This window comes from Arthrobacter sp. alpha11c (genome assembly GCF_054149985.1).
On sequence record NZ_CP196747.1, the window covers coordinates 2009545 to 2024865 of the forward strand.

Genomic DNA, 15321 nt, shown 5'->3' on the forward strand with positions numbered 1-15321 from the left:
GGGTGCTGCGACCGTGCTTGAGTTGCCACACGGCAACCGCACACTGCCGTTCACCCGCTTGGACAAGCTCGGAAAGACGAGCATTCGCCATATGCCAGGATTCGGAAAATGCCGGCATTCGGACATACAGAACAGGAGGAACGATGCCCCCGGCCCAGATCAGCGTGACGCAGGCTCGCACCTGCTGTCCGTCCTGCCTTCAGAAATAAGCGATTTGCACCACCGCCGCCCGTTTGACGCCATTGGCTCCGGGCTGCGGCGACCTACCCGCACCTGAAAGGCCTCACATGTCCGCGTCCCCCCGCGTTCGAACACTGATCAACACCCCTCATCAACACACCGCACCCCACAGCACCGCACCCCACAGCACCGCACCCAATCGCCGCCACATCCTCGGCGCCTTCCTTGCCCTCCCCGTCGTCGGCCTGCTGGCTGCCTGCGGCGGTTCGGCAACGGCCGGTGGCGGATCCACCCAGGCCGCGCAGGTCACCGCGCCGCTGGCCACCACTGTCCCGGAAGGAACCACCCTGGTGGTGGGCGACCCCACGGTCCAGGTTGCCTTGGAACTCTCCGGGCTGGACAAGAAACTCAGCTTCCCCGTGAAGTTCGCCAACATTTCCGGCGGCCCGGCTACCACCGAAGCCTTCCGCGCCAATGCCCTGGATGTTGGTTCGGTTGCCGACATTCCTCCTATCCACGCCACGTGGACAGGCCTGGACGTCCGGATCATTGCCAGCGTCTTCCGCCAGGACGCCGTGAACCACCCGCTCTACGAGCTGGGCGTGGCACCCGGTGCCGGGATTAAGGATCTGCAAGGACTTCGCGGCAAGAAGATCGCGTACAGCCCCGGCCAGGCGCAGGGCGCGCTCGTCCTGCGCATCCTGGAAAAGGCAGGCCTGCAGCAAAGCGACGTCAAGCTCGTGGAACTGCCCAGCACCGGGGACACCTATTCCACGGCCCTGTCCAGCAAGCAGGTTGATGCTGCCCCACTGGGCGGCGTTCAAATCAAGAGATACCTTGCCAAGTACGGCGCCGACGGCGGAACCACGCTCCGGCACGGCCTCCGCGACGATCCCGGCCATCTGTATGCGCCGGCCAAGGTCTTGGAGGATCCGGCCAAGGCTGCAGCACTTGCGGAGTATGTAGGGCTGTGGGGTCAGGCACAGCGATGGATTCAGGACCACCCCAAAGAGTGGCTTGAAGGCTATTACGTCAAGAACCAGGGGCTCTCCGCCGAGGACGGCCAGTACCTGATCGACGCCGCCGGCAAGCGCGACCTGCCCACGTCGTGGACCGAGGCCATCGCCCGCCACCAGCAAACCATCGACCTGCTGGCCCGCGAGCAGAAGAAGCCGAAACTGGACGCCGCCAAGCTGTATGACCTGCGTTTCGAGGCCATCGGCGGCACGGCATACGCCGCGGCAGGGGGTGCTTAGCCATGACAACAACTGCTGCCCAGCGTGCGTCTGCCGCTACTGCCCGTGCCCGCACCGCTCCCCCGCCAACACGCGACGTCGGCACCCCGCCGTTGGCCGCCGTCGAACCTCATGGAGGTGCCGAACCTCATGGAGGTGCCGAACCTCATGGAGGTGCCGAACCTCATCTGGTTCTCGAGCCTCATCTGGATCCTGCGTTAACAGGCCGCCCGGATGTCCGGCCCGCCAGTCGGCGCCTTGGACCTGGTCGGCGTCGCCGCCTGGCCGGTTTGGTGGGTCCCGCCGCGCTGATCCTTGGGTGGGTTGCGGCCTCGGCCACCGGCCTGCTGGATCCGCGGATCCTGTCCGAGCCGTGGACCGTGGTGTCCACGGCGGGCGAACTGATCGCAGACGGCCGGCTCCAGGAGAACCTGGCCATTTCTGCCCAGCGTGCCGGTTTGGGGCTTTTCTTTGGGATTGTGGTGGGCGCCCTGCTGGCGCTCGTGGCTGGACTGAGCCGGGCAGGTGAGGCGCTGATAGATGGGCCTGTGCAAATCAAGCGCGCCATCCCCGGCCTGGCCCTGATCCCCCTGCTCATCCTTTGGTTCGGCATCGACGAAACCATGAAGGTCCTGACCATCACCTTGGGTGTGTTCGTGCCGATCTACCTGCAAACACACGCGGGGCTGCGGGGGATCGACCTTCGCTACGTTGAGCTGGCCCAGACTGTCGGGCTGACCCGGTCCGGGTTCATCCGCCGCGTGGTGCTCCCCGGGGCGTTGCCCGGATTCTTCCTGGGGCTCCGCTTCGCCGTTACTGGCGCCTGGGTGTCCTTGGTGGTGGTGGAGCAGATCAACTCCACCAGCGGCATCGGCTACATGATGGAGCTCGCCCGCACCTATGGCCAAACCAACATCATCGTCCTGGGCCTCGCCGTCTACGGCGTCCTTGGCCTGCTTTCAGACGCAGCCGTACGGCTCCTTGAACGAAAGGCATTGTCATGGCAACGTACGCTGGCAGGCTGACTCTGGACCAGCCGCTGCAGGCAGGAGCCTCCTCTGCGGACACTTCCTTTGAGGTCTCCGTCCGCAACCTCATCCGCAGTTTCGGACCCAAGGGCGTGCTCAACGGCGTGGACCTGGACATCGCTCCTGGCGAGTTCGTCGCCCTGCTCGGGCCAAGCGGCTGCGGCAAGAGCACGCTGCTCCGCGCCCTCGCCGGCCTTGACCGCGACGTCCGCGGCAGCGGAATCGTCAAGGTCCCGGAACAGGTCTCGGTAGTGTTCCAGGATTCGCGACTCCTGCCGTGGGACACCGTCCTGGGCAACGTCACTTTGGGCCTCAGAGATCACGACTCCGGTGCCCGCGGACGCCGCGCCCTTGCCGAAGTCGGACTCGGCGGCCGCGAAAAGGCCTGGCCACATGAACTGTCCGGAGGTGAGCAGCAGCGCGTCGCCTTGGCGAGGTCGCTGGCGCGGGAGCCCCGGCTGCTTCTGGCCGACGAACCCTTCGGTGCCCTCGACGCCCTGACCCGGCTGAAGATGCACGTCCTGTTGAAGGATCTCGTGGCCGCACATCGTCCCGCCGTCTTGCTTGTTACCCACGACGTCGATGAAGCGATCACGTTGGCCGACCGCGTCATTGTCCTCCAAGACGGCCGCGTCGCGCTGGAGCGCAAGGCCGGAGCCGCCGTCGACCATTCATCGCTGAGGGGCGAGCTCCTCGCTGCCCTCGGCGTCCACGTAGCTGCCTGAAACCCAACCTCTCACTCATCCCCACACCTCACGTAATCCAAGGAGAAACACATGTCCACCCCACCACGCCAACTCCACCTCAACGCCTTCCTGATGAGCACCGGCCACCACGAAGCCTCGTGGCGCCTGCCGGAAAGCGATCCTTTCGCCGCCACCAAGGTGGAGCACTACCAGCACCTGGCCCGCACGGCCGAACGCGGGAAGCTGGACTCCATCTTCTTCGCGGACTCCCCTGTCCTCTTCGGAGAGGTGGGCCGTCGCCCTGCCGGCAAGCTGGAACCCACGGTCCTGCTGACCGCCATCGCCGCCGCAACACAGAAGATCGGTCTGATCGCCACTGCCTCCACCACTTACAACGACCCCTTCAACCTGGCACGCCGCTTCGCTTCGGTGGACTGGGTGAGCGGAGGCCGCGCCGGTTGGAACGTCGTCACGACGGCGGGGCCGGACGCTGCGCGGAACTTCGGCGTCGATGACCAGCCGGCACACGCGGTTCGCTACGAGCGGGCGGCCGAGTTCATCGAGGTAGCCCAGAAACTGTGGGATAGCTGGGAGGATGACGCAGTCCTCGCCGACAAGGCCGAGGGCGTGTGGGGAGACGCCCACAAGATCCGCGCCATTGAGCACGAGGGCAAGCACTTCCGCGTCCGTGGTCCGCTGAACGTCCCCCGTTCCCCACAAGGCCGCCCGCTGATCGTGCAGGCCGGATCCTCGGAGGACGGCAAGAAGCTCGCCGCCCAGTACGCCGAGGCAGTCTTCACCGCCCACCAGACAGTGGAGGATGCCCAGGCCTTCTACGCGGATCTCAAGGCCCGCACCTTGGCCGCTGGACGGGACCCCGAAGGCATCAAGATCCTGCCGGGCATCGTCCCGGTGATTGGTTCCACGGAGGCAGAAGCGCTGAAGCTCGAGCGCGAACTCGATGAGCTGATCAAGCCTGAATATGCCCGGGAGCAGTTGGCAAAGACCCTGCGGGTGGCACCCCAGGACCTGCCTCTGGACCAGCAGCTGCCGGCGGACCTTCCCTCCGAAGACGACATCGAGGGCGCAAAGAGCCGCTACACGCTGATCGTGGAGCTTGCCCGCCGCGAGCAGCTCACAGTCCGGCAGTTGATCGGTCGCTTGGGTGGCGGGCGTGGCCACCGCACCTTCTCCGGGACGCCCGAGCAGGTAGCCGACGCCATCCAGGACTGGTTCCAGGCAGGCGCAGCCGACGGTTTCAACATCATGCCGCCGGTTCTCCCCTCCGGTTTGGAGATCTTCGTGGACCAGGTGGTGCCGATCCTCCAGCAGCGTGGCCTCTTCCGCACCGAATACACGGCGTCGACGCTGCGCGGGCACTACGGGCTTGCACGGCCCGCGAACCGATTTGCAGGTTCTGCGGCACAGCAGCTCACCTCTATCGGCTCGGCATTCTGATGACCGAATACCGCAACCTCGGGCGCACCGGCGTCAAGGTCAGCCAGCTGACCCTGGGAACCATGATGTTCGGGGCCATCGGCAATCCTGACCACGACGACAGCATCCGCATCATCCACAAGGCCCTGGACGCGGGCATCAACATAGTGGATACGGCCGATGTGTACTCCCAGGGCGAGTCGGAGGAGATCGTCGGAAAGGCCTTGAAGGGACGCCGCGATGACGTGGTCCTGGCAACCAAGGTCCATGGACGCCTCGGCGAGGACGTGAACCAGGCCGGCAATTCGCGCCGCTGGATCATCCGTGAAGTCGAGGACAGCCTGCGACGACTCCAAACAGACTGGATCGACCTCTACCAAGTCCACCGGCCGGATCCAGACACGGACATCGACGAAACGCTCGGCGCGCTCAGTGATCTCGTCGCGCAGGGCAAGATCCGGTACATCGGGACGTCCACGTTCCTTCCGGGGCAAATCGTCGAGGCACAGTACGTGGCCCGCGAGCGTCACCGGGAGCGGCCCGTGACCGAACAGCCGCCCTACTCGCTCCTGGCCCGTGGCGCTGAACGCGAGGTCCTGCCCCTTGCGCAGCAGCACGGGCTCGGTGTCCTTCCGTGGAGCCCCCTGGCTGGCGGTTGGTTGTCCGGAAGGATAAAGCACGACGGCGGACACCTTGCGTCGAGCCGGGCCGCACGCCAACCGGCCCGGCATGATCCTGACCTGCCCGAGAACGCCCTCAAGACCAAAGCCGTGCTTGCGCTGACGGACCTCGCCGACCAAGCCGGATTGTCCTTGATCCACCTCGCCTTGGCCTTCGTGCTGGAGCACCCTGCAGTGACCTCGGCGATCATCGGGCCACGGACACTGGAGCACCTCGAGGCGGCGCTCGGAGCGGACAAGCTCACGCTGTCCCCCGACGTCCTGGACAGGATCGACGAGATCGTGGCGCCGGGCACAACGCTGAACACGGCTGACGCGGGCTACGAGCCGGCATGGCTGACCGACCCGGCCCGGCGGCGTCGTTCATCGCGGTAAAACCCGGTTACCACGGTTGTTGCTGTTACCGCTTGGGCCAACTCCACAACGGGCCTTCCAAGGAACCGAGTCCCTTGATCCGGGTCTCGCCCAAATCCTTGTAAAGTTCGTGCTCGTGGGCCGCTCCACTTTTCCGGAGCGCCCTGAGCAGTGCTTCGGAGTGCGTCACAACGATCATCTGGCTGTTGGCACTGGCTTGGACGATGAGTCCAGCCAGTGCCGGCATCAGATCGACGTGGAGGCTCGTCTCGGGTTCGTTGAGGACCATCAATTCCGGTGGGCGCGGAGTGAGCAATGCGGCGGTCAACAGCAGGAACCGCAACGTTCCATCCGAGAGTTCGGCTGCCTTCATGGGCCGCAGCATGCCAGGCTGCCGCAACTCCACGCTGAAGCGGCCATCGCTCACGGCAATGCCGAGGCGGCTCCCCGGAAAGGCGTGATCGACGGCGGCATCCAACTGCCGCTCAAATCCCACTTCGCGCAGGGTCTGCAGCGCCGCGGCCAGGTCCTTCCCGCTATGGTGCAGCACGGGAGTGCGGGTGCCGAGCTGCGCTTGCCGGGCGGGCGCTTCCGCATCTGTCCGGAAGTGGTCATAGAACCGCCAGGAACGCACGGAGTCCCGGACCCGCAGTACTTCAGGAGCCCGGTCCTGGTCCGAAACTTCCGTCAGCATGCTCTGGAACGTGTCCAGCCGACGCGAAAGTTCAGTCCAGTCCCCGTCAGGTCCCCGGAGCTTCGCAAGGCTTCCTTTGCGATCCACCAACAGGGAACCTGGCCTTGCTACCGGTCCGGAAAAGATCTGCTCGCGCTTGATCTCGGGATCCAGGCTAAAAGCCGAAGGGCGGGGCCTGCCTGTTTCCTGGTCGAATCCGGCCCCACTGGACACGGGCATGCCCAAGTCCACGAGGTAACCGAAGTCGTCCCCGGAATACCCCAGTTTCAGGTTGACAGAATCCCGGCGGACCGTGCCTTGGACCGGAACTTCGCCACGCCGCATTGCTTCGCTGATTGACTCAGGGCCGGCCCAGAGTGTGGACGCCAGTCCGCCATCCCTGGCCAAGGATCCCACCACGTTTCCGGAGTCGCCCCCGGCGCATTCGGTCAGGAGGCGCAGCGCGCGGTACAGGGAGGATTTGCCACTGCCGTTGGCACCTGTGACCACGTCCAAGCCATGCAGCTCCACCACGAGATCGCGAATGGAGCGGTAATTGGCGATCGCAAGGGTCCTGATCACGGCGAAGGGATGCTGGTCATGGGTACAGGAGGGTCATGGGTACAGGAGGGTCACAGCGGAAATTTGCCGGATAGCTCCAAGGCCCCTGCGCACGTCCACGCGGCCAAGCGATCCTCGATGGTTGGACCGCCGTCGAGTGGGCTCTCAAGCCGTGGCCTGCGCACCCAACAGCCCGCTTCTTCGGCGATCAGGGCGCCAGCGGAGAAATCATGCTCGTTCAGTCCCCGTTCCCCAAAGGCGTCGTAAGTGCCATCGGCCACCAGGCATAGATCCAAAGCCGCGGAACCCAGCCTCCGAACATCCGCGAAGCCGTTCATCAGTTCGGCGAGGCCTTCCGCTTGATTGGCGCGGGTATCGGGATCGTAACTGAATCCTGTGGCAAGAATGAGGCCGGTGCGTCCGGGAACAGGGCCAGCCAGCCGGCTGGTCTCCCCCGCGACTTCCAGCCAGGCGCCCTCGCCCCTGGCCGCCGAATAGACCCGGCCCAGAGCCGGCGCGTGAACTACTCCCGCCAGCCAGACGCCGTCGGCATCTGCCACGGCCACTGACGTGGCGTAATAGACGATGTTGCGGATGAAGTTGGTGGTGCCATCAAGGGGATCAATGGACCAGCGGTAACCCGAGGCATGCTCGGGACGCGTGGTACCGTGCTCCTCGCCCGTGATGGTGTCGTTGGGCCGTGCCGCCAGGATTGCTTCGCGGACTGCGTTCTCGGCTGCGACATCGAACTCGGTCACCCAGTCACCGGCATCGCCCTTGTTGGATATTCCCAACCCCACGCCGCCTGTGCCCGCGGCAGATCTCCGGGACAGGACAGCCGCGCCCGCAGCAGCAGCGCGTTTCGCTACGGCGAGCAACTCAATGGCGTCGGTCATTCTGCTTCTGCCTTCACTGTGTCGGCAGCTTCGGCTGCGGTTTCGGTTTCGGCCACGGCCTGGGCCTGGGCCTCGGCGTCAACGTCAGCATCGGCGTCAGCCTTGGCCGGGCCATTCGCCAACAGCTCGCGGAAGCCGTCCTCATCCAATACCGGAACACCGAGCTGCTCGGCTTTATCCAGCTTGGTCCCAGCACTTTCACCAGCCACGAGGTAGCTGGTGTTCTTGGACACGGATCCGGAAGCCTTTCCGCCACGGATGATGATGGCTTCCTTGGCCTCGTCCCGGCTGAAGTTGGGCAACGTCCCCGTGACCACGATAGTGAGGCCCTCCAGGGTTCGCGGCATGCTGGTATCGCGTTCGTCTTCCATCCGCACACCGGCAGCGGCCCAGCTGTCCACGATCTCGTTGTGCCAGTCCACGGCGAACCATTCCTTGAGGGCCGCCGCGATGGTAGGTCCAACTCCGTCAACATGCGCAAGCTGCTCTTCGGTCGCGTTCCGGATCGCGTCCATGCTGCCAAAGGCCGTCGCCAGGGCCCGGGAGGCAGTGGGTCCCACATGCCGAATGGACAATGCCACGAGGACACGCCACAAGGGCTGCTTCTTCGCTTTCTCCAGCTCGGCAAAGAGTTTTTCCGTGGTTGCCGTTGGCTTCGATGGCGACTTGGCCGTCCCCCGTGAGTAGAAGTACGGAACAAGCTCATACTGGCCCGTGCCTACGCCCTTGGACCTCTTCTCCCGGCGGATCATGACATTCGCCAGATCCTCCCGGGTCAAAGAGAACAGGCCAGCTTCGCTCGTCAATGGCGGAGTTTCCGGCTCCGCCGGCTGGGTCAGGGCGATCGCCGCTTCCCAGCCCAGGGCTTCAATGTCGAACGCACCGCGGCCGGCCAGATGGAAAACACGCTCACGCAGCTGGGACGGGCAGGACTTGGCATTGGGGCAACGGATGTCCACATCGCTTTCTTTTGCCGGTGCCAGCGGGGTGCCGCACGACGGGCACTCGGTGGGCATCACGAATTCGCGCACGGGTGGATCCTGTTGGTCGCGCAGCGCCAGTACAGGTCCAACGATCTCGGGAATCACGTCACCGGCCTTGCGGAGAATCACGATGTCGCCGATCATGACGCCCTTGGCCTTGACCACATCCTGGTTATGCAGAGTGGCCATTCCCACGGTGGAACCCGCCACCTTCACCGGCTCCATCAGGCCGAACGGCGTGACGCGCCCGGTGCGGCCCACGTTGACGAGGATGTCCAACAGTTTGGTGTGGACTTCCTCCGGCGGGTACTTGTAGGCGGCGGCCCATCTGGGGACGCGGGAGGTGTAGCCGAGGGCACGTTGCGTGGCGAAGTCGTCAATTTTGACCACGATGCCATCGATTTCGTGAAGGAGGTCGTGCCGGTGCTCGCCATAATGGGCGATAAATTCCAGGACGCCTTCAAAGGAATCCAGAACTTTGAAGTAGGGGCTGACAGGCAGCCCCCAGTCAGCCAGCAGTTTGTAGGTTTCGGATTGGCTCTTGGCATCCAGGCCTTCCCGGGCGCCGATACCGTGAACGAACATGCTCAGGGGACGCTTTGCTGTTTCTGCCGGGTCCTTCTGGCGGAGCGAGCCCGCAGCCGCATTGCGTGGATTGGCGAGAGGGGCTTTGCCTGCGGCAACCAGGGCTTCGTTGAACTCAACGAAGGCCTTGGAGGGAATGAACACTTCCCCACGGATCTCAACTTCCGAGGGATAACCCGAGCCACTGAGTTGACGCGGGATCTCCTTGATGGTGAGGACGTTGTGGGTGATGTCCTCACCGGTTGTGCCGTCACCACGGGTGGCTGCGCGCACCAATTTTCCGTCCCTGTACAGCAGGTTGACGGCGAGTCCATCGATTTTCAGTTCAGTCAGCCAGGCAATGGGCGGGACGCTGTCCCCGAGTCTGGCCACTGAAGCTTCAGCCTTGCGTACCCAGGCCTCGAGTTCTTCGAGGGAAAAGACGTCGTCCAGGCTGTACATCCGCTGTAGATGCGCGACGGCGGTGAAGGCGGCAGAGACCTCGCCGCCGACTTCCTGCGTGGGTGAGTCGTTGGAGACGAGTTCCGGGTGCAGCGCTTCGATTTCTTCCAGGCGACGGTAGAGTTCATCGAACTCGGCGTCGGAAACCGTGGGGGCGTCCTCTTGGTAATAGGCATACCGGTACTTGCGCACAAGATCGGCAAGTTGCTCGTACTCATCCCGCAGGCTCTCCGAAGGAGGTGTTCCCTCTTCTGCGACTAAGGCCGCATCGGCAACCTGGGTTGTGGTGCGGACCGGATCTGGATTCTCTGGTGTGCTCACAGGTCTATCTTGCCGCAACCCACGGACATTATTGATCCGTCAGGATGAGAGCACATGCCCGCCGACTCCTAGCTGCGGTTCTCCGGCGGCATGGCAATCTGCAGCTTGCGTACCTTTCCACGTCCCACGATGTAACCGCGGCCAGGGATGAAGTCCTTGCTGATCCGGCCCAGCGAGGTGTTCAGGAGGGTATCCCCTTCCACATCTCCAGGGTTGAGCAACAGTCCGCGCCTGCCCGACTTGAAGGGCTGTGCCAAGGACCATGCCTGGGACCATGTAGACGTTTCAGACTCACCTACCACCCACTGATCGGCCTTGATGGCAGCCGTGACCAACCGTCCCACGCCCGATTCCGCCAACGTGTCCGTGAACTCGGTCAGGCCCTCGATGAAGATGGCCATGCTGCCGGGGTTGTCCGTCGCTTTGTCGATGAGATCATCCACCACGTCCGAGACCTCGTCCGGCCCCACCAGGGACCTGCTCCAGATGTTCAATGAGGCAACCGCAGAACGGCGGGAGCCGATGTAGATGAGGTCTGTCCGCGGGTTGGACCGCCGCAGGGCGTACGCCAACGTGACCAAGGCAACTGTACGTCCGGCACCCGGCGGCCCTGCGAGCAGGAGCGAACCCTTGGCAGCGATGGTGGCCGAACCCAAGGTCTCGTCGTCCACGCCAATAACAGGAGTGTCCGGGGCACCAGTGGGCAGGATATCCAAATCCACGAGTTCCGGAAGCCGCTGGATCTGTGGTGCCTGCTCCAAGCCCTGGCGCACCATGGCCTGGCTGAGTTTGGACACTTCGCGGGCCTGCAGCGCCAGGTTCGAGTTACCACCCAGCACGGCCAGCTGGACTTCCAGGCCATCGAGCAAACCGCGGCCTGGAGGTGAGGCTGCGTTGAGGACGTCCTTGGGCACATCGAGCGTCATGTAGTCGTCTTCGGAGCTAAGACGCAGGACCAAACGCTTTTGGATCGAGGCAAGGAGCGACGCCGGAACAGAGTTGGTTCGGTCACCGCTCACAACCAGGTGGATACCCAGGGGACGTCCATCGGTTGCCAACTGCAGGAAGATGTCCCAGAGTGCGGACAGGTTGCTGTACTCATAGCCTTCACGGAAGGCGGACATACCGTCCACCAGGATGAAGATGCGCTTTTCGTCCGGACGGTTTGCGAGTTGCCGGTATTCAACAATGGTGGAAGCCCGGACCTCGGCGAACCGCGTAGCGCGGTCATCGGCCACCTCTTTGAGCCAACGCAGAAGGCGTCCAACCCGCTCGACGTCGTCGCCGTTGATGACCTCACCCACGTGCGGAAGTCCATCCAGCATCTTCAAACCTGAAGAACCGCAATCGATACCGTACACGTGGACGGGACCACCACGAGGCGTGACGGCGGCGGCGATGGCAATTCCGCGCAACGCTGCTGACTTGCCCGAACCACCCGTACCGTAGACGGCCATGTTGCCGTCCTTGTCCGGTTCATAGAACACGGTGGGCTGGTCCTGGTGCGCGGGGTCATCGGCCACGCCCAGCAGGAGTCGCTCGTCCGTGCGTGGGTTTGGCAATTTGGAGAAGTCGTATGTCATGGCGAGTTCGTTCAGCCACGGCTTGCGTGGTGGTTCAATCGCAAGGAAGTCCGCCGCCCGGATGATGTTGCCGGTCATTCTGGCGATGTCGTTGGGGCCTGCGGGTTCTTCCTCCACAGCTGTGGCAGGAGGTGGTTCCCAGGAGGGACCGGATCCGAAGGCCATCTCCACGATGTCGATCCGTGGGCGCTGTGGCTTCTCGGTGGTCCAGCCACCGGCATATCCGGTCTGGAAGCCCTGGATGCGGCCTGGCCCGGTCTTCGCAGCACCGCGGCCTGGAATGGAAGGATCGAAGTAGGCCGCCGTGGGGACCCCAAGAATGTCCACGGCATCCACTTCATCTGCCATGCGCAAGGCAACGCGGAGGTTCGTGTTTGCCCGCAGGTTGTCCTTGATGACGCCTGCAGGGCGCTGGGTGGCCAGGATCAGGTGCAGCCCCAGGGAACGTCCACGGGCAGCAACGTCCACCACGCCATCAACGAACTCAGGAACCTCGGTGGCCAGCGCCGCGAATTCGTCCACGATGATGATGAGGTACGGCGGCGCTTCGGGGTCTGCTTCCCGCTGTAGCGCCAGCAGGTCCTTGGCCTTTTTGCGGTTCAGGAGGCGTTCACGATAGTGAAGTTCGGCCCGCAACGAGGTCAGGGCCCTGCGTACCAGGTGCGGAGACAAGTCGGTGACGAGCCCCACGGTGTGGGGCAGGTGCAGGCAGTCCGCAAAGGCAGCACCACCCTTGTAGTCCACGAACAGGAAGCTGACGCGGTCCGGGCTGTAGGCCGCTGCCATTCCCATCACCCATGACTGAAGGAACTCTGATTTGCCCGCGCCAGTAGTTCCGCCCACCAGCGCGTGTGGTCCTTCGTTCTTGAGGTCCAGGTAGAACGGTTCAACGCCCTTGGAGCCCACCAAGGCACGCAGGCTTCCGTTGTCCTTGCGGTTGGGCACGGCCGTGGCATGGACTGAATTGTTCTCCTGCCAGCGCTCGGCCACGGCCTGCGGGTTGTCCATCAGTTCCTTGCCGATCAAGGTGGCGTAGGAAACAGCACGCGGGAGGTCCGAATCGTCCTCGAGCGGATTTCCGACGTCTACCAGCGGCGACATCATGCGCGCCAGCTGCGTGGCGAGATCGGCGTCGAGGCTTTCGCAGCTCACCGGGTAGGTGTGGCGGCCAAGGCGGACCTGGCCGGTAGTGGTGCCGTGATCGCCGTCGACGGAGAGGAAGTCCCGGCAAGCAGCAGGCAGGGACTGAACATTCGCTGCCACCCACATGACGTGCACCCCGAAGTCCGGGCCGCGTTCCACCAGCCGCGTCAGCCGTCCCCGGTCCACAGGCGCATCGTCCTCAACAACTACCAGGACAGCAGGTACAACGGGGCCGGGAATCTCTTCGTGCTCGTCCTTGAGCGCTGGACGTGGCTGCGGACCGGGTTCTGTGGCCTGGGCCTCGCGCTGCTCCACGAGGTCTTCAAGGCGCGAGAGCAGCGAGGCACCAGCAGCAGGGCCGGCGGCCAGATGGTCGCCGGAGAGCGGGCTGTGGCCGGAACCAACGTGCGGGAGCCACTGCAACCAGTCCCAGCGCTCACGCGAGCGGGCCGAGGTAAGTGCAGTCAACACCACCTCCGCGGGCGAGTGGAGTCCCACCAACTGAAGCACCATGCCCCGGGCGACGTCGTCCACCACGCTGCGGTCCCCTGCCACGCCGAACGAACCCGAAGTGCGCAGCTGGGACACGATCGGCACGCCATCAATGACGCGGACCTGCTGCAGGCATTCCTGGATTTCCCTCATGTACCGGGGTTCGGTTTCGTTGGCGCCGGGTTCTTCGAACTGAATCCGCGACGGCGAAGATCCGAGTCCGAACCGGACACCAAGGAAATGCTGATGCTCAGGACGGTTGGTCCACAGAAGTGGTCCGAGTTTGTAGATGGCATCCACGGTATCGCTGACGGAGGGCGCTTCCTGAAGCCGCACGGCCCGTTCAATGTTCTGTTGCCGGTCAATGTCCTCGCGGAACGCAAGCATCGAAGCCTGGAACTGCTTATGGCCTTCCTTCGCCTGGCGTTTGCTCTGCATCTTGTGGTCCACATAGTGGCCAACAATGAACAGCGGCATCATGGCCATGAAAAGCACCGAAAGCAGGTTCTGGGTGAATGCGAAAAGAACGCCACCCATCAGCAGCGGGGCGATCAACATGATGTACGGGAATGGTTGGTGTTCAGGGCGTTTGGGGCCGGCTGGCGGCACGCGCTTGGGAGACTCAAACCTCGGCAGCACACGCGGCGAGCGGTTGAAGTCGACCAGCGGCGATGATGGGCCGCCTCCATGGTTCCGCGACAGTGACACTACTCCCACGGTTGTATCGCCCAGGGTCACCGTATCCGAGGATTCAAGGGTTGCCCGGGTGACCGGCAACCCTTCCATGAGGAGTCCGTTGGCCGAGTTCGTGTCCACGATCTCCACGGTCTCGCCAACTGTGATGCGCGCGTGGCGTTTGGACGTCAGCGGGTCCGAGAGACGGATATCGGCGTCCCTGTCCCGGCCGATGTAGCTGGTGCCGAAAGGCAGTGAAAATTCGCGTCCGACGTCGGGCCCTGACATAACCCGCAGGGTCGCCGCGGCTGGTCCCCGGTTTTGGCCGTTGGTACCGCCGTTGCCGTTGGACGCGAACTGCTCGCTCACCTGCGCGAGCGAAACCTTGGAACCCGGCCGCAGGCCGGACTCGAGCAGGTTATCCGAGGGCCTGAGGACATGGCCGGAAAGCCCGCCGCCCACGAACGCTTCGTCCACGCTGATGGAAAGATTCGACGGCGGTTCGGTGCCCTTGCGCGCGGGGTCGGCAGTCCAAAGTTCGGTGGCGATGTCCGCCACGGTGGCGCGACCATCCACCGTAACGGCGAGGTCCTTTGCTTCCGCGGGGTCTCGCCGCAAGGTCAAGCGGAACTTCATGCTTCGTCTGCTCCAGTCATGGTTTCCAGAAGGTATAGGTCCGCGGCTGTCACCAGGTGTGAGGTCACGGCGTGCTCCACCAGGCGCGCACGGCGGTTTGTGGCGAGTTTGCCGGCGCCACCACGCAAGCCCACCACGCCCACGCGGTCCAATTTGTCGCAGACGTTATCCAGCTTGCGATTAAAGCGGGTCAGGGCCCAACCAAGCCGCTTGGCCGCCTCCGCCGAGGACGGAATAGCGCTGAAGCCGGTGCCATCCCGGCGCAGCATGGGCTCAGCGAGCGCCACGATCAGTGCTTTCTGCGAGTCGGTAAAGATCACCGGCCCGATGGTGGTGTCCCCCGCTTGGTCCTCGTCCCGGGCTTCATGCCGGAAGGAGGGCGTCTTCAAATGCACGGCGAACTCGTACGTAGTGGGCCCAGCGGTGAAGATGACATTGGTGTGGCTGAAAACGAGCGGAATCCGGGCACCAGGGGCCAGCCACGCCTGCATGCCGCCCGATCCGTCCGCCACGGTTGCAGAGAGCATGCTGCCTACGTTGCTCAGCCACCACATGCCGTCATAGCGTGCAATCTGCAAAAAGCGCCGATGCAGGTACGGGTTGTCGTCGACCTCCAGGTCGCCTTCCCGACCGATGTCAAAGACGTCTTCGTCGGATGGTTCGTACCATTCCCCACAGAAATCTATTGCTAGATCCCCCATGATCTGTGCCTCCTCAGTCGGCGATAAGTAA

At 64.0% G+C, this 15321-nt stretch carries 10 protein-coding genes; 5 read left to right on the forward strand and 5 right to left on the reverse strand.

Annotated elements, in window-relative coordinates; genetic code table 11:
• Positions 1 to 287: 287 nt before the first annotated feature.
• Genes ACTAQJ_RS09280 through ACTAQJ_RS09300 form a run of 5 tightly spaced genes read left to right on the forward strand, consistent with a single transcriptional unit; the run spans position 288 to position 5621 of the window.
• Positions 288 to 1436 (forward strand): ABC transporter substrate-binding protein, encoded by a 1149-nt coding sequence (locus tag ACTAQJ_RS09280; RefSeq protein WP_498701776.1) that lies wholly within the window; start codon positions 288 to 290, stop codon positions 1434 to 1436.
• Between the two features lie 2 nt (positions 1437 to 1438).
• Complete coding sequence (locus ACTAQJ_RS09285) at positions 1439 to 2440, forward strand: ABC transporter permease (RefSeq protein WP_477513714.1); 1002 nt, start codon at positions 1439 to 1441, stop codon at positions 2438 to 2440.
• Positions 2416 to 3168, forward strand: coding sequence for an ABC transporter ATP-binding protein (locus ACTAQJ_RS09290; RefSeq protein ID WP_498701777.1), 753 nt, complete (start codon positions 2416 to 2418; stop codon positions 3166 to 3168). Before ACTAQJ_RS09285 ends, ACTAQJ_RS09290 begins: the two co-directional genes overlap by 25 nt.
• A gap of 51 nt (positions 3169 to 3219) precedes the next feature.
• The gene (locus tag ACTAQJ_RS09295; protein ID WP_498701778.1) at positions 3220 to 4587 is read left to right on the forward strand and encodes an LLM class flavin-dependent oxidoreductase; all 1368 of its coding nucleotides are present in this window, start codon (positions 3220 to 3222) and stop codon (positions 4585 to 4587) included.
• Positions 4587 to 5621 (forward strand): aldo/keto reductase, encoded by a 1035-nt coding sequence (locus ACTAQJ_RS09300; RefSeq protein WP_498701779.1) that lies wholly within the window; start codon positions 4587 to 4589, stop codon positions 5619 to 5621. Before ACTAQJ_RS09295 ends, ACTAQJ_RS09300 begins: the two co-directional genes overlap by 1 nt.
• A 25-nt stretch (positions 5622 to 5646) precedes the next feature.
• On the opposite strand, the gene ACTAQJ_RS09305 is transcribed toward ACTAQJ_RS09300, so the two are convergent.
• From ACTAQJ_RS09305 to ACTAQJ_RS09325, 5 genes are all read right to left on the reverse strand, one after another.
• Entirely contained in the window at positions 5647 to 6855 is a 1209-nt protein-coding gene (locus ACTAQJ_RS09305; protein ID WP_498701780.1) for an AAA family ATPase, read from the reverse strand.
• Positions 6856 to 6905: 50 nt separating this feature from the next.
• Positions 6906 to 7730: an inositol monophosphatase family protein gene (locus ACTAQJ_RS09310; protein ID WP_498701781.1), complete on the reverse strand. Its 825-nt coding sequence runs from the start codon at positions 7728 to 7730 to the stop codon at positions 6906 to 6908.
• Positions 7727 to 10060, reverse strand: a complete 2334-nt coding sequence (ligA, locus tag ACTAQJ_RS09315) for an NAD-dependent DNA ligase LigA (protein WP_498701782.1) — start codon at positions 10058 to 10060, stop codon at positions 7727 to 7729. Before ligA ends, ACTAQJ_RS09310 begins: the two co-directional genes overlap by 4 nt.
• A 68-nt stretch (positions 10061 to 10128) precedes the next feature.
• Positions 10129 to 14589: a type VII secretion EssC family protein gene (locus tag ACTAQJ_RS09320; protein WP_498701783.1), complete on the reverse strand. Its 4461-nt coding sequence runs from the start codon at positions 14587 to 14589 to the stop codon at positions 10129 to 10131.
• A complete protein-coding gene (locus ACTAQJ_RS09325) occupies positions 14586 to 15290 on the reverse strand; it encodes a hypothetical protein (RefSeq protein WP_498701784.1) in 705 nt (234 codons plus the stop codon). The genes ACTAQJ_RS09320 and ACTAQJ_RS09325 overlap by 4 nt, the downstream gene beginning before the upstream one ends.
• Positions 15291 to 15321: the final 31 nt, after the last annotated feature.

Excerpts from the sequence above, each read along its gene's own strand:
- ACTAQJ_RS09280 (WP_498701776.1), top strand. The coding sequence starts at position 288 with ATGTCCGCGTCCCCCCGCGTTCGAACACTGATCAACACCCCTCATCAA.
- ACTAQJ_RS09285 (WP_477513714.1), top strand. The coding sequence starts at position 1,439 with ATGACAACAACTGCTGCCCAGCGTGCGTCTGCCGCTACTGCCCGTGCC.
- ACTAQJ_RS09290 (WP_498701777.1), top strand. The coding sequence starts at position 2,416 with ATGGCAACGTACGCTGGCAGGCTGACTCTGGACCAGCCGCTGCAGGCA.
- ACTAQJ_RS09295 (WP_498701778.1), top strand. The coding sequence starts at position 3,220 with ATGTCCACCCCACCACGCCAACTCCACCTCAACGCCTTCCTGATGAGC.
- ACTAQJ_RS09300 (WP_498701779.1), top strand. The coding sequence starts at position 4,587 with ATGACCGAATACCGCAACCTCGGGCGCACCGGCGTCAAGGTCAGCCAG.
- ACTAQJ_RS09310 (WP_498701781.1), bottom strand. The coding sequence starts at position 7,730 with ATGACCGACGCCATTGAGTTGCTCGCCGTAGCGAAACGCGCTGCTGCT.
- ACTAQJ_RS09320 (WP_498701783.1), bottom strand. The coding sequence starts at position 14,589 with ATGAAGTTCCGCTTGACCTTGCGGCGAGACCCCGCGGAAGCAAAGGAC.
- ACTAQJ_RS09325 (WP_498701784.1), bottom strand. The coding sequence starts at position 15,290 with ATGGGGGATCTAGCAATAGATTTCTGTGGGGAATGGTACGAACCATCC.